The organism is Microbacterium shaanxiense (genome assembly GCF_054779995.1).
Genome location: NZ_BAAGXE010000002.1, coordinates 723,772 through 741,253 on the forward strand (window position 1 = coordinate 723,772; position 17,482 = coordinate 741,253).

Annotated in this window: 17 protein-coding genes; 15 read left to right on the top strand and 2 right to left on the bottom strand. The window is 67.0% G+C overall.

Annotation, left to right across the window (positions count from 1 at the left end):
- The first annotated feature begins 75 nt into the window (after positions 1-75).
- From ACYVG2_RS08375 to ACYVG2_RS08400, 6 genes are read left to right on the top strand one after another with little or no spacing between them, the layout of a single operon-like run.
- Complete coding sequence (locus ACYVG2_RS08375; protein WP_448966497.1) at positions 76-561, top strand: MaoC family dehydratase; 486 nt, start codon at positions 76-78, stop codon at positions 559-561.
- The gene (locus ACYVG2_RS08380; RefSeq protein ID WP_460780541.1) at positions 558-1,493 is read left to right on the top strand and encodes an SDR family oxidoreductase; all 936 of its coding nucleotides are present in this window, start codon (positions 558-560) and stop codon (positions 1,491-1,493) included. The genes ACYVG2_RS08375 and ACYVG2_RS08380 overlap by 4 nt, the downstream gene beginning before the upstream one ends.
- Positions 1,490-3,094 (top strand): AMP-binding protein, encoded by a 1,605-nt coding sequence (locus tag ACYVG2_RS08385; RefSeq protein WP_460780543.1) that lies wholly within the window; start codon positions 1,490-1,492, stop codon positions 3,092-3,094. Before ACYVG2_RS08380 ends, ACYVG2_RS08385 begins: the two co-directional genes overlap by 4 nt.
- The gene (locus ACYVG2_RS08390) at positions 3,091-3,969 is read left to right on the top strand and encodes an amidohydrolase family protein (RefSeq protein ID WP_460780544.1); all 879 of its coding nucleotides are present in this window, start codon (positions 3,091-3,093) and stop codon (positions 3,967-3,969) included. Before ACYVG2_RS08385 ends, ACYVG2_RS08390 begins: the two co-directional genes overlap by 4 nt.
- Positions 3,969-5,150: an acyl-CoA dehydrogenase family protein gene (locus tag ACYVG2_RS08395; RefSeq protein WP_460780545.1), complete on the top strand. Its 1,182-nt coding sequence runs from the start codon at positions 3,969-3,971 to the stop codon at positions 5,148-5,150. Before ACYVG2_RS08390 ends, ACYVG2_RS08395 begins: the two co-directional genes overlap by 1 nt.
- 30 nt (positions 5,151-5,180) lie before the next feature.
- The gene (locus ACYVG2_RS08400) at positions 5,181-6,161 is read left to right on the top strand and encodes an aldo/keto reductase (protein ID WP_460780546.1); all 981 of its coding nucleotides are present in this window, start codon (positions 5,181-5,183) and stop codon (positions 6,159-6,161) included.
- 6 nt (positions 6,162-6,167) lie between these two features.
- Here ACYVG2_RS08400 and ACYVG2_RS08405 read toward each other — a convergent pair whose 3' ends face one another.
- On the bottom strand, positions 6,168-6,965 hold the full coding sequence (locus ACYVG2_RS08405) for an IclR family transcriptional regulator (protein ID WP_460780547.1): 798 nt from the start codon (positions 6,963-6,965) through the stop codon (positions 6,168-6,170).
- Positions 6,966-7,191: 226 nt separating this feature from the next.
- On the opposite strand from ACYVG2_RS08405, the gene ACYVG2_RS08410 reads away from it, so the two are divergent.
- The 7 genes from ACYVG2_RS08410 (at position 7,192) to ACYVG2_RS08440 (ending at position 14,540) form a co-directional block, all read left to right on the top strand.
- Positions 7,192-8,175 (top strand): amidohydrolase family protein, encoded by a 984-nt coding sequence (locus ACYVG2_RS08410; RefSeq protein WP_460780548.1) that lies wholly within the window; start codon positions 7,192-7,194, stop codon positions 8,173-8,175.
- 75 nt (positions 8,176-8,250) lie between these two features.
- A complete protein-coding gene (locus ACYVG2_RS08415) occupies positions 8,251-9,060 on the top strand; it encodes an IclR family transcriptional regulator (RefSeq protein ID WP_448966488.1) in 810 nt (269 codons plus the stop codon).
- Positions 9,061-9,227: 167 nt separating this feature from the next.
- On the top strand, positions 9,228-10,241 hold the full coding sequence (locus tag ACYVG2_RS08420; protein ID WP_460780549.1) for an ABC transporter permease: 1,014 nt from the start codon (positions 9,228-9,230) through the stop codon (positions 10,239-10,241).
- Positions 10,238-11,155 carry an ABC transporter permease gene (locus tag ACYVG2_RS08425; RefSeq protein ID WP_460780550.1) on the top strand — a complete coding sequence of 306 codons (918 nt, stop codon included), beginning with the start codon at positions 10,238-10,240 and terminating at the stop codon, positions 11,153-11,155. Before ACYVG2_RS08420 ends, ACYVG2_RS08425 begins: the two co-directional genes overlap by 4 nt.
- Entirely contained in the window at positions 11,155-12,102 is a 948-nt protein-coding gene (locus ACYVG2_RS08430; RefSeq protein WP_460780551.1) for an ABC transporter ATP-binding protein, read from the top strand. The genes ACYVG2_RS08425 and ACYVG2_RS08430 overlap by 1 nt, the downstream gene beginning before the upstream one ends.
- Complete coding sequence (locus ACYVG2_RS08435; protein ID WP_460780552.1) at positions 12,092-12,874, top strand: ABC transporter ATP-binding protein; 783 nt, start codon at positions 12,092-12,094, stop codon at positions 12,872-12,874. Before ACYVG2_RS08430 ends, ACYVG2_RS08435 begins: the two co-directional genes overlap by 11 nt.
- Before the next feature lie 55 nt (positions 12,875-12,929).
- A complete protein-coding gene (locus tag ACYVG2_RS08440) occupies positions 12,930-14,540 on the top strand; it encodes an ABC transporter substrate-binding protein (protein ID WP_460780553.1) in 1,611 nt (536 codons plus the stop codon).
- Positions 14,541-14,610: 70 nt separating this feature from the next.
- Here the strand turns inward: ACYVG2_RS08440 and ACYVG2_RS08445 are convergent, their stop codons facing one another.
- Positions 14,611-15,687 carry a zinc-dependent alcohol dehydrogenase gene (locus ACYVG2_RS08445; RefSeq protein WP_460780554.1) on the bottom strand — a complete coding sequence of 359 codons (1,077 nt, stop codon included), beginning with the start codon at positions 15,685-15,687 and terminating at the stop codon, positions 14,611-14,613.
- A gap of 150 nt (positions 15,688-15,837) precedes the next feature.
- On the opposite strand from ACYVG2_RS08445, the gene ACYVG2_RS08450 reads away from it, so the two are divergent.
- Positions 15,838-16,392 (top strand): UGSC family (seleno)protein, encoded by a 555-nt coding sequence (locus ACYVG2_RS08450; protein ID WP_448966481.1) that lies wholly within the window; start codon positions 15,838-15,840, stop codon positions 16,390-16,392.
- Complete coding sequence (locus ACYVG2_RS08455) at positions 16,389-17,462, top strand: hypothetical protein (protein ID WP_460780555.1); 1,074 nt, start codon at positions 16,389-16,391, stop codon at positions 17,460-17,462. The genes ACYVG2_RS08450 and ACYVG2_RS08455 overlap by 4 nt, the downstream gene beginning before the upstream one ends.
- The last annotated feature ends 20 nt before the right edge of the window (positions 17,463-17,482 follow it).

The window sequence follows — 17,482 nt, forward strand, 5'->3', positions numbered from 1 at the left end:
GGGCGAAAAGCTTCGTGTCGCGACGTCTCCGACACGGCAGGATGGCCAGAGCACCCTCAGGTAAGGAAGCCGGAAATGACAGACAACTCCTCCACGGCGGCAGAGACGACGCGCGTGTTCACCACGATCGATGAGGTCGGCGACATCACCGGTCGCGAGTTCGGTCCCTCGACATGGCGCGCCATCCCGCAGGAGGACATCGATGTCTATGCGCAGCTGTCCGGCGACGACAACCCCATCCACGTCGATGCTGAAGTCGCTGCGAGGTCGCAGTTCGGTGGACGCATCGCTCACGGGATGCTGACTCTGACGATGGTGGTTCCGCACCTGCGGGAGATCTACCGGGTCACCGGAACGACGACCGGCATCGTCTACGGCTTCAACAAGATCCGATTCCCCACCGCCGTACCGTCGGGCGCGAACATCCGTGTGCGCGGCACGGTCGCGCAGGTCGAAGAGGTGCCGGGGGGCTGGCAGGTGACTCTCGCCCTCACTTTCGAGGTGGAGGGCGCGACCAAACCGGCAGTGGTCGCCGAACTCGTGCTCAGGCACTACCGATGAGCCGCGTGAACGCCGCCGCCGACATCCGGCTCGACGGCCGGGTCGCGATCGTGACGGGTGCGGGTCGGAGCCTCGGGCGCGCCTACGCGACAGCTCTCGCCGACGCGGGCGCCGCCGTGGTCGTCAATGACGTCGACGCCGCTTCCGCGGCGGAAGCCGTGGCCGAGATCAAGGAGCGCGGCGGTACCGCGGTCGTGTCGGTCGGACCCGTCGGGCCGGCCGAGACCGCCGAGCAGTTGGTGGAGGACGCCGTCACGGCGTTCGGCCGGCTGGATGTGCTCGTCGCCAACGCGGGCGTGCTGCGCGATCGTGTGCTGTGGAAGATGTCCGACGATGACTTCGACGCGGTGGTCGCGACCCACCTGCGTGGCACCTTCACCACCGGTCGTGCCGCTGCCATCCGGATGCGCGAACAGGGCGAGGGAGGGCGTCTGATCGTGATCGGCTCGCCGGCCGGGCAACTCGGCTCGTTCGGTCAGACCAACTACGCGGCAGTGAAGTCGGGGCTGGTGGCGATGGCACGGACCTGGTCGCTCGAGCTCGCCCGCGCTGACATCACAGCCAACGCCGTCATCCCGATCGCCATGTCGCCGATGACCGGCACGATCCCCGCGTATGCCGAATTGTACGAGCGCTACCTCGCGGGTGAGCCGATTCCGAGAGAGATCCGACGGGAGAAGGGGCTGGGCAGTCCAGAGGATGTCGCACCGCTCATCGTCTGGCTCGCCTCGGACAGGTCGCAGTCGGTGACCGGACAGGCGATCGGCATCGGCGGGGACAGGATCTCGCTGTACTCGCACCCCAGTGTGCTCGACGAAGAGTATTCCGACGGCGGGTGGAGCGCCGCCGGCATCGACAGCGCGTGGCGCGAGCGCTTCGCCGCGCAAGCGCAGCCATCCGGCCCGCGATCGCGTACGGAGGCAGTCCAGTGACCCGCATCCACTACTCGGACCTCTGGCAGGGCATCGCACGCGAAGTGCCTGAGCGCACCGCGATCATCACTCGCGACAGTGAGATGACGTGGTCGCAGTTCAGCGCCGAATCCGGCGCGCTCGCCCGCTACCTCATCGAGGAGTGCGGTCTGCAGACGGGTGACGCCGCGGCGACTCTTCTCTACAACCGCCCTGAGTTCCTGACGTTCACCTGGGCGTGCCTGGCCACCGGCGTCGCTCCAGTCGCGTTGAACTACCGCTACACGGCGAGCGAGGTGCGTGCCCTCCTCATCGACTCCGACTCGAAGGTGCTCGTGGCTCCGGCATCGTTCGCCGCCATCGCGGTCGAGGCGGCTGCCGGGCTCGGCATCCCGATCGTCGTCGTCATGGATGACGGCGACGCTGCGATACCCGGCGCCGTGCGTTACGAAGACATCGTCGCGCGTGGAGGCTCCATGCCGGCCGAGGCTCCTGCCGGCGCCGACCTGCGGCTGTACACCGGCGGGACGACGGGCGCCCCGAAGGCGGTGGTGTGGGATCTCGACACCCTGCTGGACGCCCGGCGGCAGTCCACCTGGGGCGTCATCGGGATCGAGCCACCGAAGACTCTCGACGACGCGATCGCCATCGCGGCCGATCCAGGAACTCCGAAGGTCGTGACCCTGCCGATGAGCCCGATGCTGCATGGCACCGCGCAATCGATGACGATGGGATCCCTCTCGCTGGGCGGCACGGTCGTGCTGCATGCCCGACCGAGCATGGACGTCGCCGAGGCCTATCGCCTCATGAGCGAGCACCGTGCGACACGGCTCATCGTCGCGGGTGACGCGCTCGCGCTGCCGCTCTCCGAGATCGCGGAGCTGAACGGCGGGCTCCCGCACGTTCGGTGGATCTTCTCGTCAGGCATGCGGTTCAGCGACGACGTGAAGCACCGCCTGCACTCCTTGGGTGACCTCGAGATCATCGATCTGCTCGCGTCGAGCGAAGGCGGCCCGTTCGCGTTCGGCATCACGAAGAGCGTCGATGACCTGCCGGCGCGTCTCGCGCTCACCCCTGGCGCAGTGCTGCTCGACGAGGAGTACAACGAAGTCCCGCTCGAGGCCGGGGCGCTCGGCATCCTCGGTTTTCGAGGAGTGCTGCCGAAGGGGTACTACGGCGACCCGGTCAAGACCGCGAAGACGTTCCTGCAGATCCGCGGCCACCGCTACGTCGTTCCCGGAGACTGGGCGCGCTCGAACGGCGACGGAACGATCGATCTCCTCGGACGCCTCTCCGCCGTCGTGAACACGGGCGGGGAGAAGGTCTTCCCCACCGAGGTCGAGCAGGTGCTGCTCGACCATCCGAGTGTCGGCGACGCGATCGTCTTCGGGCTGCCGCATCCGCGTTTCGGCGAAGCCGTGAGCGCCATGGTCTCGCCCGCCGAGGGAGCCGAGATCGAGCCCGTCGATCTGCTCGAGTTCGTCGGCGAGCGTCTCGCCGGCTTCAAGAAGCCGCGGCACCTGTTCGTGCGCGCGAGCCTCGACCGATCGCTCACGGGCAAGGTGGAACTCGCCCGAGTGAAGGAGGACGCGATGCGTGAACTGCAGGAGCTGGGCGCATGAGCCCGATCCCCGGATTCGATCCGGACACGCTGACGGCGATCGATGTGCACGTGCATGTCTCCGTCGACTCCACCGGCCGTACGGCATCGCCTCCCGCGCTCACCGAGGCGCTCGCGAAGTACTTCAAGAGCACCGAGAAGCCGCGCGATGTCGATGCCACAGCGGCGTACTACCGTGAGCGGCGAATGGGTGCGGTGGTGTTCACGGTCGATGCGACGACGAACCTCGGCCATGCCCCGAACAGCGTCGACGAGATCGTGGAGGGTGCCGCGCGCAACTCCGACGTACTCATCCCGTTCGGCAGCGTCGACCCGCTGCAGGGTGAAGCCGCTGTGGAGGAGGCACGCCGTCAGGCGGCGATCGGGGTGCGGGGTTTCAAGTTCCACCCGACCGTGCAGGCGTTCGATCCGTCCGACCCCGCGTACACACCGCTGTTCGGCGCCATCGAGGAACTGGGCCTGCCGATCATCGTGCACACAGGGCAGACCGGTGCCGGTGCCCAGCTGCCCGGCGGGTGGGGCTTCCGGCTCGGCCTGTCGAATCCGATGCTGCTCGATGACCTTGCCGCGCGGCATCCCGAGATGCAGATCGTCATGGCTCACCCGAGTGTTCCCTGGCAGGATGAGCAGCTCTCCGTGGCGACGCATAAAGGCAACGTGTGGATCGAGCTCTCGGGCTGGTCCGCGAAGTACTTCGCGCCGTCCCTCGTGCGCGCCGCGCGCACCTACCTCAACGCGAAGACCCTGTTCGGCTCGGATCTCCCCGCGCTGACGCCCGACCGCTGGCTCGACGATTTCGCGAAGCTGGAGTTCCCGGACGCCGCCGTCCAGGCCATCGTCAAGGACAACGCCGTGCGTCTCCTCGGTCTGCGCTGATGTCCGTCGCCCCGCCGACGGACCTGCTCGGTTACGTCGACGAACTGCTGACGTCGTCCGAGCGCACGAAACTCCAGGCGCTGCGCGACCTCCTCGAGGAGCGCGCGCGTCCGCACCTCGCCGACTGGTGGGAAGCAGGAGAATCCCCTGCGCACCTCAGGGGCGAACTCGCCGCGCTGCATCTGGAGGACGACCCTGCACTTCTCGACGCCGATGGCCGCCTGAGTCCGGCATACGTGGGCTTCAAGCACTTCGAGTTCCAACGATTCGACGCGTCGATAGCCACGCTGTACGGGGGCCAGGTCGGCATGTTCCGCACGGTCGTGCGCGAGGGCGGATCCGCCGAGCAGGTGGCGCGTCTCGATCCGCGTATCCCCTCGTTCGAGCTCACCGGATGCTTCGCGCTCACCGAACCAGATCACGGCTCCGATGTCGCGCACGGCATGGAGACTACGGCGACGAGAGACGGTGACACCTGGCATCTCACCGGGCGCAAGCGGTGGATCGGCAATGCCGCGCTCTCCGATGTGCTGCTCGTCGTGGCGAAGGACGCCGCTGACGGCGCGGCGAAGGCCTTCCTCGTGCCGACCGAGTCTCCTGGAGTGAACGTCACCGACATCCGCGGCAAGATCGCGCTGCGCATGGTGAGAAACGGTGACATCACTCTCGACGATGTGCAGGTGCCGGAGTCGGATCGGCTGCAGCGGATCAACTCGTTCAGCGACGTTTCCGCAATCCTCGCCCAGCTGCGGTACGTGATCGGCTGGAATGCGGCAGGCATGCAGATCGGCGCCTACGAAGCAGCGCTTCGCTATGCGCTCGCTCGGCATCAGTTCGGGCGGCCCATCGCGGGCTTCCAACTGATTCAGGAGAAGCTCACGCGCATGCTGGGCAACGCGACGGCGACTCTCGCGTTCGCGGTACGACTGACCGACCTGAAGACCCGAGGCGCACTCACCGAGTCCGTCGCGGCACTCGCGAAGACCTGGGCTGCCGATCGTGTACGCGAGACCGTCGCACTCGGCAGGGAGATCGCGGGTGCGGAGGGGATCCGCATCGACCACGACCTCGCCCGATACTTCACCGATGCTGAAGCGGTGTACACCTATGAGGGCACGCATGAGATGAACTCGCTCATCGTCGGCCGGGCGATCACCGGTCTTTCGGCATTCACCCGGTGACCGGCGCGCGGCGCGCAGGAGGAGATCGCAATGGAGTACACCCGACTGGGTGCGAGCGGCCTGACCATCTCACGCCTCGTGCTGGGTTGTATGAGCTACGGCGAACCGGGGCGTGGCGGTCACGGCTGGTCGCTCGCCGAGGAGGATTCCCGCTCGTTCTTCCGCGAGGCCGTCGAAGCGGGGATCACGACGTTCGACACCGCCAACGTGTACTCGCTCGGTTCGAGTGAAGAGATCACCGGACGGGCACTGCGCGAGTTCACGACTCGCGACCAGGTCGTGATCGCGACCAAGATCGCCATGCCGATGGGCTCGGGTCCGAACGACCGCGGACTGTCACGCGGGGCGATCATGACGCAGATCGACGCGTCGCTGAGGCGTCTCGGTACGGACTACATCGACCTGTACCAGATTCACCGGTTCGACTCCCGCGTCCCGATCGAGGAGACCATGGAGGCGCTCCACGATGTCGTGCGCGCGGGCAAGGTGCGCTACCTGGGCGCGTCGTCGATGTGGACCTGGCAGTTCGCCCAGATGCAGCACGCTGCACGACAGAACGGCTGGACGCCGTTCGTGTCGATGCAGGATCAATACAATCCCATCATGCGCGAGGAAGAGCGCGAGATGCATCCGTTCTGCGCTGCGAGCGGCGTCGGTGTGATCACGTACAGTCCTCTCGCACGTGGTCGGCTCTCGCGTGCTCACGGTGCGCAGAGCGATCGGCTGGGATCGGACGAGACGGGCGCGAAGCTCTACCTCCAGGACGAGGCATCCGATCGCGCGATCGCGCACGTCATCGCGGCCATCGTCGACGAGCGCGGCATCACCCGCGCGCAGGCGGCACTCGCGTGGCAGTTCACGAAGCCGACCGTTTCGGCCCCGATCATCGGAGCGACGAAACCGAACCACCTCTCCGATGCCGTGAGCGCCCTCGAGGTCGCCCTCACCGCTGACGAAGTCGCGCGTCTCGAGGCGCCCTACACGCCGCGAAGAGCCGAAGGCTTCGTCTGACCCTGCTCATTCCGCAAGATCACCGAAGCCGGCGGCGGCGAGCGAGCGCGAGATCGAGGTCGCTGTCAGACGGATCAGGTGCACCATGCCGCGGAGGTCACCCGTGTTCACGGGGTACGAGAGCGAGACCGAGGCGATGACCGAGCCGTCCACTCCTCGGACGGGGGCGGACACGGCGACGTTCTCGAGGTCGACCTGTCGATCGCTCACGGCATAGCCGGTGCGCTGGATGTCAAGGAGCACCCGTTCCAGTTCCGCCGGGTCCGTGTACGTGTACGGGGTGTACGCGGCCAGTTCGCCTGCGAGCACTTCTTCCCGGATGTGTCGCGGTGCGTAGGCGAGCAGCACCTGCCCGATGGCGGTGATGTGCAGGTCGTAGCGGTCGCCGACGACGGGCCGACGCGGCGTGGTGCGGGGGTTGTGGAACCGCTCGATCGAAACCAGTTCGGTGCCCTCGCGGATAGCGAGGTGCGTCGCGAAACCGGTCGTCTCGTACAGGTCGAGAAGGTACGGACGCGCGTACCGCTGCAGGCCGACCGAGCGCGGTGCACGGGACGCGACTTCCCACAGCCGGAGGCCGACTCGGTAGCGACTGTCGGCATCACGCTCGAGCGCGCCCCATTCCGTGAGGCGCTGAACGATGCGATAGCACGTGGCGATCGGCAAGCCACTGTTGCGGCTGATGTCCGACAGTGCTTGACGCGCGCGATGGCCCTGGAAGGTGCCGAGAATCGAGAGCGCCCGATCCACGACGGAGCGAGACCCGGCTTCGGGATCGAGGACCTTCACTGGCGCCATCGTCATGACAGCAGGATACTCCCGTTTGTACGCTTTGACACCTATCAGTACGCTGAGCGTTCACTATTGACGCGAAACAGCGGTCGTCGAGGCGGAACGGCGCGTCGATCGCTTCGGAAGGTCTTCCATCAGGTGGAAGGGTCGGATGCTTCGACCTCTGCGCAGTCGGAGAGTGGAGGCGCCGGCCGGCGGCAGGTCTCGATCCGGCGGCAGGTCTCAACGAGGAGGACGCATGATCATCGACGCCCATGCCCACGCCATTCCGGGGACCTTTCCTCTGCGGGAAGGGTTTCCCGCGATGGAGCCGATCGATGCCGACACGGCGAGGACCCTCGTGTTCGGCACCACCCGGTTCCGAGCCCGCGCAACGTTCTTCGACGCGGAGAGCCGTATCGAAGCGATGGACTCCTCGGGGGTCGATCAGGAGATCGTCTCGCCGATGCCGCCACTGCTGAACACCACCGTCGACGCGCATCTCGGGCGCGACATCTCCCGCTACGTCAACGAATCGATGGCCGAGATCGTCGCGGCCGGCGCCGGCCGCATCCACGGACTCGGAATGGTGGCGCTCCAGGATCCGGAATCCGCCGCTGCCGAACTCGGCACCGTCGGAGAACTCGGGCTCCGTGGAGTCGAAGTGCCGTCGAATGTGCGAGGGGTCGCGATCGGCGACGCCCGGTTCACCGAGTTCTTCCGCGAGATCGACCGGCTGGGGCTCTCCGTGTTCATCCACGCGTTGCCCCGCGCCGACGAGCCGGAACTGCCGCCACACCTTCGGGCATCGATCGGCGTCGGGATCGAAGGAGCGCGCGCCGCATCCTCGCTGCTCTTCGGAGGCATGGCAGACAGCTGCCGGCTCGAGCGCGTGCTCTTCAGTCACGCGGCCGGCGGACTTCCGCTCATGCTGGCGCGTGCCGACTACTTCTGGTCTCAGCAGGACGTCGACTCCCGACCGGCATCTCCGCCGAGCGCGGTGGCACGGCGCTTCTTCTACGATTCGATGCTCTTCGACCCGAGGGGGCTCCGCTTCTGCGTCGACTACCTCGGCGCAGATCGCATGGTGCTCGGCACCGACTTCCCCGCCATGGCCCGACCGGGCATGCTCGGCTCGACCCTGGAGGGTCTTGAGCTGTCGGACGAGGACGCCAGACGTATCGAGTCCGTCAACGCACTGTCCTTCCTCGACCTGGCTGAGGCGCTGGCCGACGCGGCGTGACGAGGCGGGCGACGACTCGGTGAGGACTGCACTGACACGAGAGAAAGGGGAGCCCGCATGGTTCTGGAGGCAGCAATGGAGCATGAGCATGGGAAGCGCACCGCGGCCGCGCGGGCCCTCGCCGTGCTGGGAGCCTTCTCGCAGGGCGGAGGCTCGCTCACTCTGACGGAGATCAGCAGATACGCCGATCTGTCGTTGACGACTGCGCATCGGCTCGCGCACGAAGTGCTCGAGTGGGGCGGTCTCGAACTGGATGACGCGGGGCGCTACCGTCTCAGCCGGAAGATCCTGGATCTCGCGTCGTCCTCGACTCGGGCGATGCGCCTGCGCGAAAGCGCGCTCCCGCACATCTCCGATCTGCACCGGTTGACCGGTCTGACCGTGCACCTGGGGGTGCGTGACGGCGACGACGTGATGTACCTCGAGGCGCTTCGCCCGCACTCCAACTATTCAGGAGAGAACCGCATGGGCGGGCGGATGCCGTTGCACGTGACGGCGACGGGTCTCGCTCTGCTCGCTTACGCCGAACCGGCCTTCGTGGACGAGTACCTCAGCCGTCCACTGAAGAGATTCACCCCGCACACGCTTGCCGATCCGGACTCCGTGCGTGCGGCGCTGGAGACCGCGAGGCGCAACAGGTTCGCACTGGTGAGTCAGACGATCTCTCTCGGTGCGGGGGCGGTGGCCGCTCCGGTGTTCGGCGAGGACGGGAGCGTGGAGACCGTGGTCGGCGTCGTGCACCTCATCGGGCGCGACGACCCGACAAAACTCATCGATCCGGTGCGTGCGGCGGCCACCAGGGTCGGGCATGCACTCGCCGAGCGCCGCACCCGGCCTCACCCGCGCACGGTCGACTTCAACCGGCGCAGCGCCGGGTTCTTCTGAAGTCCGTCGGACCGCCAGCGACCGACCTTCCGCCCGGCGGAACCGGGCATAGGGACATCGTCACAGGCTGAGTGAAGGTGAAACCACACCTCACGAGCGTGAATCGAAGGAGATCCGATGCTCGAATCATCCATCACCCGTTCGGGCAGCCTCGCTGACCCTCACCGGTGCGAGTCGCGACCGTGAGGGCGATAGCGATCCGTTACGGCCGGCTGCTGGTCTCGTCGCTGCTGCTGTTCGTCGCGGTGATCACGGTGCTGTTCCTGCTGCTCGAGCTCGCCCCGGGCAATCCGATCCAGAGTCTCGTCGGCGATGTGCCGATCTCTCCCGCATTCGAGGCGCAGATCACCGCAGCGTACGGGCTGGACAAGCCGATCTGGGAGAGGTACCTCATCTACCTCGGAAACGTCTTCTCCGGCAACCTGGGCATCTCGTTCGGCACGAATCAACCGGTGCTCGAGCTCATCCTGAGCCGGGCAGGCAACACGCTCGCCCTGGCCGTGCCGTCGTTCATCATCTCGACAACGCTCGGCATCCTGCTCGGTTCGATCGCCGCCCGTACCCGTCGCCGGTGGCTCGACAGCAGCATCTCGGGCGTCGCGGTCGGTCTCTTCTCCGTTCCGAACTTCTGGCTCGGGATGATGCTCATCATGGTCTTCTCGCTCGTGCTCGGGTGGCTGCCCACCCAGGGCAAGGCACCGTACGGCCAGGAGGGCATCGCGGTGCAGTACATGGTGCTGCCGATCATCACGATGGCCACGAGCGAGCTGGCGTACAAGACGCGCATCATGAGGGCATCGATGATCGAGTCCCTGAGCCAGGACTTCATCGATACCGCGCGTTCCAAGGGCGTCTCGCCGCGGCGCGCGCTGTGGCGCCATGCGCTGCCGAACGCACTGCTGCCGATGGTCACCGTCTCGGGGTACAGCCTCGGGTTCATCTTGGCGGGGTCCGTGCTGGTCGAGCGCGTCTTCGGCTGGCCGGGCATGGGGCTGCTCTTCATCGATGCCATCGGGCGGCAGGACAACCAGGTGGTCCTCGGCGTGGTGATCGTGCTGACGGTGACGATCATCATCGTCAACATCGTGACGGACGTCGTCTACGGCATCGTCGACCCGCGGCTGCGGTCGCAACTCGTTCGCAGAAGCACCACCACACGGAAGACCGAGGTGCCCGCATGACCACGACAGATGACACGATCGTCGCCGACGCCGCGCCGTCCACGCAACCGGAGCACGACGCTCCCGCAGAGGGACGTGTCGAATCCCGCCCGTCGACGTGGAAGGTCTTCCTCCGGAAGCCCTCGACACTGATCTTCCTGCCCCTCCTGCTGATCTTCGTGCTCATCTCGTTCGTCGGGCCGTTCTTCGTCGGAAGCCCGAGTGCGACGGGCAACCCCACCCTGCTCCCGCCAGGCGGGGCGTTCCCACTCGGGACCGACGATCTGGGCCGTGACTACCTCGCCCGCGTCGTCCACGGCGGCCAGATCTCGCTGCTCGTCGGCTTCTCCGTCGCACTCCTGTGCATGACGATCGGCGTGGTCGTGGGCGGGCTCGCCGGGTACTACGGCGGGTTCATGGACACAGCGCTCGTGAAGGTGGCCGAGTTCTTCCAGGTGCTGCCAGGACTCATCCTGGCCCTGGTGGCGGCGGCTCTGCTCGGGTCGAACGTGTTCATCATCGTCGCAATACTCGCGATCACGATGTGGCCGAGCTGCGCCAGGATCGTGCGCGCGGAGGCGATGCGCATCTCCAAGCTCGGCTACATCGAGTCCGCGAAGGCCGCGGGGTTCGGCGGCATCCGCATCCTCTGGTCCGATGTCGTCCCCAACGCGATGCCCCCGGTGCTCGTGGCCACCAGCATGACGGTGGGCAGGGCGATCCTCGTGGAATCCGGACTGGCGTACCTCGGCATCGGCGACACCAGCCGGCCCAGCTGGGGCGCATTGCTCAACTCGGCGCAGGCGTACATGCAGCAGGCCTGGTGGCTCGCTCTGTTCCCCGGCATGTGCATCTTCCTGGTGGTGCTGGCCGTCAACATGCTCGGCGACGGACTGAACGACGCGTTGAATCCGACGATCGGGAGGGTCAAATGATGTCTGTGGCGACGAATCCGCGCACCGCCGACAGGGAGTCGCGGGAGGCCCAGCGCGAGTCGCGTGCGGCCGGACGCGAACCGATCCTTCGGGTGCGCAATCTCAAGGTGCAGTTGCCGACCGGCGATCGCACAGAGGTCGAGGCCGTCAGCGATGTCAGCATCGCGGTGCATGACGGAGAGCGGGTCGGCATCGTCGGCGAGTCGGGATCGGGCAAGTCCATCACGGGGCGCGCGATCTCGGGTCTTCTGCCCACATCGCCGAGGGTGCGGGTCGAGGGATCGATCCACTTCGCGGGACGAGAGATGAACGGCGCTTCGACACAGGAATGGGACGAGGTGCGCGCCCGTCGGATCGGAATGATCTTCCAGGACCCCTTGACCTTTCTGAATCCCACGATGAAAGTGGGCGCGCAGGTAGCGGAGTCCCTCGAGCCGACGTCTCGGCGAGGTCGCTCCGCACGTATCGCCGAGGTCGCTCGCTTTCTGCGGCTCGCAGGGCTCGAGGATGCGGAGCAGGTCGCGATGTGCTTCCCGCATGAGCTGAGCGGGGGGATGCGGCAGCGTGTGCTGATCGCGATCGCGATCGCCAAGCTGCCCGACCTGATCATCGCGGACGAGCCGACGACCGCGCTCGACGCGACGGTCCAAGCCCGTGTGCTCCGCACCCTCGACGACACCGTGTCGCAGCTGGGCAACTCCCTGATCCTGATCTCTCACGACATCGCCGTCGTCGCGAGCATGACCGACCGGATCTACGTCATGTACAACGGCCACGTCGTCGAGGAGGGCGGCACCGCCGAGGTGCTCGCCCATCCTCGACACCGATACACGCAAGCGCTGCTGCGCAGCGTCCGCAGCCTCTCCGACGATCACCTCGATCTGTACTCGATCCCGTGGGAGCTGCGCCGCGAACTCTCGAAAGAGGTGGCCTCTCGTGCTTCTTGAAGCGAAATCCCTGACCAAGACCTTCCGCCGACGCGGAGGAGCACCGGTCGTCGCAGTGCGCGACGTCTCGATCCGCGTCGAGCCCGGCCGATTCGTCGCGATCGTCGGCGAGAGCGGAAGCGGCAAGAGCACACTCGCACGCATGCTGCTCGATCTCGTTCCCGCCACCGACGGCACGGTCGAGTTCGACGGTCAGGACATCACGCAGCTGCGCGGCGGGGACCGGCGGGCGTACCGCCGCCGCGTGCAGGCGGTACTGCAGGACCCGGCCGGATCGTTGAATCCGCGAAAGCGAGTGGAGCAGGCCATCGGCGAAGTCGTGCGACTGCACCGTATCGCCACCGGCCGATCGGCCGTGCGCGCGAGGGTGATCGAGGCTCTCGAGCTCGTGGGCATGGAACCCGGCGAACGCTTTCTCGATCGTTTTCCTCATGAGCTCAGTGGGGGCCAAAGACAGCGCGTGCTCATCGCGAGGGCGATCGTCCTCAGACCGGAGATCATCGTCGCCGACGAGGCGGTCTCAGCGCTGGACGCGTCGGTGAAGGCGGGGGTGCTCAAAGTGATGGCAGACCTGACCGAGACCATCGGAGTCGGGTACGTCTTCATCACCCACGACCTGCCCGTCGTCCGCAAAGTCGCCGATCACGTCTACGTGATGAAGTCCGGCGAGGTCGTCGAAGACGGGCCGAAAGACCGGCTGTTCGCCGATCCCCAGCATCCGTACACCCGGACGCTGCTCGCCGCGGCACCAGAGCTGGCACCCGCCGGCTGAACCGCATTCCGTAAGAACACACCGTGTCCCAGACACCTGCAGAGAGGCAGTGAACGTGCTCAACAAACGCAACCGCACCATGGGGGTGCTCGCCACGATCGCCACGCTCAGCCTGGCGCTGACCGCGTGCTTCGGCAGCGCCGAAGGCGCAGACGGGGGCGAATCCGGATCGGGATCGCAGGAACGCGTCTACGTGCAGGCGCTCGGCGCCGACCCGCAGAGCTTCAACGCGCAGCTCACCAACGGCGCATCGCCGACGGCGTTCAGCGCGCAGATGCTCGACACACTCATCCGGATCTCCGACACCTATGAGCTGTCTCCCGGACTCGCTGAGGAGTGGGAACTGAGCGAGGACGGGAAGCTTCTCACCCTCACGCTCCGCGAGGGTGTGACCTGGCATGACGGCGAGCCGTTCACCGCCGAGGACGTGAAGTTCAACCTCGATGAGATCGTCGAACTGCAGACGTTCGGCGCCGCACTCGCCGCGCGATTCGAGTCGGTGGACATCGTCGACGAGCGCACCGTCGAGGTGCGCCTGTCCGAGACCTACGGCCCGATTCTCGAGACGCTGGCCGTGCAGTACATGCTGCCGGCGCACATCTACGAGGGCACCGATTACGTCACGAACCCCGCGAACATGGCACCGATCGGCACCGGACCGATGAAGTTCGGTTCATTCCAGTCCGGATCAGAGGTCATCCTTGAGAAGAATCCCGACTACTGGGACGGCGAGGTGCTCGTCGATCGTGCCGTCTACCCGGTCATGAGCGATCCCAACAGCCGGGCGATCGCGCTCTTCGCCGGTGAGGTCGACCAGGCCGCTCTCGACCCCGCGCAGCTGTCGCAGGCCGACGGGCGCACGGAGATCAGCCAGATGAGCGGCGGGGCGTTCCCCCAGGTCATCACGATGATGTTCAACGGCGTCGGAGGAAAGCTCGACGACCCTGAGCTGCGCAAGCTCGTCTACGCTGCTCTGGATCGCACCGAGATCACCGATGTCGCGCTCGGAGGGAGAGGCACGCCGGCCCAGACCTTCTTCCCGCCGGACCTCGCCTGGGCCGTCAACGACGACATCGACTTCGCGACCGACTTCCCGCACGACGTCGATGCCATCAACGATGCCCTCGACGACGCCGGATACCCGGTCGGCTCCGACGGCTCCCGCTTCACACTGAACGTCCGGTACATCACCGAGCTCAGCGAGGTCGAATCGACGGCGGAGATGGCGGCGGCACAGCTCCAAGAGGTCGGAATCACGCTGAACCTCGTCGGGTCGGCCTCGGCGGTCTTCACGGAGAAGGTGTACACCGAGGGCGACTTCGACGTCGCGTTCCTCCGCTCGACGCTGGGGTCCGATCCGAGCAACGGCATCGTGCGCTGGTACGCCTGCAATCCGGACAAGCTGGCGGCGTCCAATCCCTCCGGGATCTGCGACGACGAGATCATGGCCGCGGCGTCGGCCGCGCTCGCCTCGACCGACCGTGAGGTACGAGGAGAGGCGTTCCGCGATCTGCAGGAACGGGCGGCAGAGCTCATGATCTACGCGCCGGTCGCGTGGTACACCGGCTGGCTGCCTATGCTGAACGACTCCCGCTGGCAGGGCCTCGACGAGCCCATGCCGGCGACGAATCTCACTCCGTGGACCACCATGACCTTGAAGGAGTGACACCCGCCGCATGAACGACGCCCGCCTCCGGAACAGCCGATTCCGGGGGCGGGCGTCATTCGTGCGCGGATCAGGGAATCATGCTGACGTGCACGCTCGGCTCGTCGTCGACGCGCCCGGCGAGGACATCGATGGCACGGGCGGCATCGTCGAGTCCGAACGTGTGAGTGCTCAGTGAGGCGAGCGGGTACTGGCCCGACTCGATGAGGGCGATCGCCTCGCCGATCGCTCGGCCTTCGACGCCTCGAGCGCCGATCACGCGCAGGCCCTTCTGCACGATGCGGTCGCTGACGAGTTCGATCGACGCACCGTGCTTCAGCCCTGCGAGCACGACGGTTCCCCCCATGCGGGCGACATCGAGGGCATCCCTGACCGGTTGTGCCGCGTTGGGTGTCAGGTCGAGTACGACATCGGCTCCCTGGCCGCCGGTGACCTCGTGGATGCGCTCGACCACGTCCTCCTGCTCGACATCGATCGTCGTCGTCACTCCGAACTCACGCGCACGCGCCAGCTTGTGCGCGTCGCGGGTGAGCCCCGTCGCGATGACGTGCTCGGCCCCGACGGAGAGGGCGGCGATGGCTGCGGCGATACCCCGCTGACCTGCGCCGAACACGACGACCGTGTCGCCCTCCTTCACTCCGCCGAGGTGGTTCGCCCAGCGGAACCCGGCGGCGAGCGGGTTGTACATGGCGGCCTCGACGAGCGGAACGTCGTTCGAGATGCGGTGCATGATCGAGTGCGGATGCAGGTACATGTACTCTCCGAAGCCGCCCGTGAGGGCGCTCCCGGGCACGGGGCGGTAGCCGTAGGCGCCGACCGAGTCCTCGCACGAGCTGTAGATGCCGGCCGCGCATTGCCGACAGCTGTGGCAGGGCACGACCACCTCCACTGCGACGCGGTCGCCCTCGGCGACTCCCCATCGGCGCGCGGCGTCGTCGCCGATGCGGTCGATGACTCCCACCGGTTCGTGGCCGGGAACCAGCCGGCCGAATCTTCCGCCCGTCGTGGCCTGCTCGATGTCGCTTCCGCAGAGGCCGTTGACCTCGACCCGCAGAACGGCGTCATCCGCAGAGATCTCCGGCAGCGGCACCTCCTCGATCTCGAATCGACTCGGTCCGCTCAGGAATGCGGCGCGTGCTGTCGTCATGGGTGTTCCCTCCGTCGGTCGTCGTTGACTCCTCGACGCTATGAGGCCGGATGCGGTGGATGATCCGCCATTCCGCGGTGCGGAAGCAGCGCCCGGAGAGAGTCGTACCAACGCAATAGTGGTGGCCAGGTCTACGAGGAGGTACTCCACATGGTTGCGATCATCGATCCCACGGCGCGGCACCAGGTCGGCGCGTCCGCGGCAGCCGCCGAGGCGCCGCGGCCGACCAGCCTCGACGGGCTGCGCATCGGCTTGCTCGAGAACACCAAGCGCAACGCCGACCGCATCCTGGCGGCGATCGGCGAGGAACTGGCGGCCCGCAACGATGTCGGATCGCTGGTTCACCTCACCAAGTCCGTCTTCGCCATGCCTCTGCCCGTCGATCTCGTCGAAGAGCTCATCAACGAGTGCGATGTCGTCGTGGTGGGGGTGGGCGACTGCGGGTCGTGCAGTGCGTCGGCCGTCGCCGACGGGATCGCGCTCGAGCGCATGGGGATTCCGACCGCCGTCATCTGCACGGAATCGTTCGTCGCCCCGTCCGAGGCGATGGCGGGGTTGAAGGGGGCGCCGGACTTCCCGTTCCTGCGGACGGCGCATCCGATATCGAATCTCAGCGACGCGGGCATCGACGAGCGGGGCCGCTCGCTGGTCGCCGCTGTCGAAGCCCGCCTGCTCGGCGATCGCGTTCCGGCTCTCGCATCGTGACGGGATTCGTCGAGGCGCACGAGACCGACGAACGCATGGACCAGCGGATCGAGACGCTCGACTCCGATGCCGCTCGCGCGGTCATCGAGCACCTGCACGCGAAGGGATGGACGGACGGTCTGCCGGCGGTTGCGGCGACCGAGGAAATCGTGGAACTCTTCCTCGCCGAGAGCGATCGCGACCCTGACGACATCGTGGGCCGGCATCCCCAACTCGAACGCGAGGTGACCGTTCGCGACGTCGCCGTCAACGCGGTCATGGCCGGGTGCCTGCCCGAGCACCTGCCGCTCGTGCTCGCCGCGTGGGATGCGCTGTCGTCCGAGCGCGCAGCGCTCGGCGGCGGATGGCAGAGCACGAGCGGTCCCGGCCCGCTGCTGATTGTCAACGGGGCGATCCGGGAGCGCCTCGGCCTGGCCTCCGCCGGCGGTGCCCTCGGACCGGGCTTCCGTGTCAACAGCAGTGTGCCGCGGGCGCTCGGGCTCACTGTTCGCAACGGCTTCGGCGTGAGGCCGGGCGAACTCGAGCAGGCGACCATCGGGGTTCCCGGCCGGTGGAATCTCTGTCTCGGTGAGAACGAGGAGGAGAGCCCGTGGGAGCCGTTGTCGGTCGAACTCGGGCACGCGCCAGGTGATGACGTGGTCTCGGCGACGCTCGTGCGCGGATTCGAACTCGTCGACAACCGCAGTTTCAGCTCGGCCGAGGACGTGTTGGGCGATCTCGTGGACACGGTGCAGCGCTCAGGAGCGCTCATCGGTCCGCACAGCCCCACCGGCTTGCTGCTGAACCCTGAGCATGCGCGGCTGTTCGCGTCCGCTGGTATGAGCAAGCAGAACGTGCGCGAATGGATCACGTCGCGCGCGGGCAGGACGGAGCGTGACCTCGCGGCTGTCGGCAAGGGCCTGAACGGGCGCGGCGACAGAGAATTCGAGCCGGATCACTTCCACCGCACGATCGCCGGATCGTCGGTGGCGCAGTTCCCGATCGTCGTGGCAGGCTCGTCGAACGCGGCGATGTCGCTGGTGTTCCGTGTGCTCGGCGCCTGGTCGGGCCGCGGTTTCCCCGTGCGCTGAATCGACTTCCATCCCTGCAG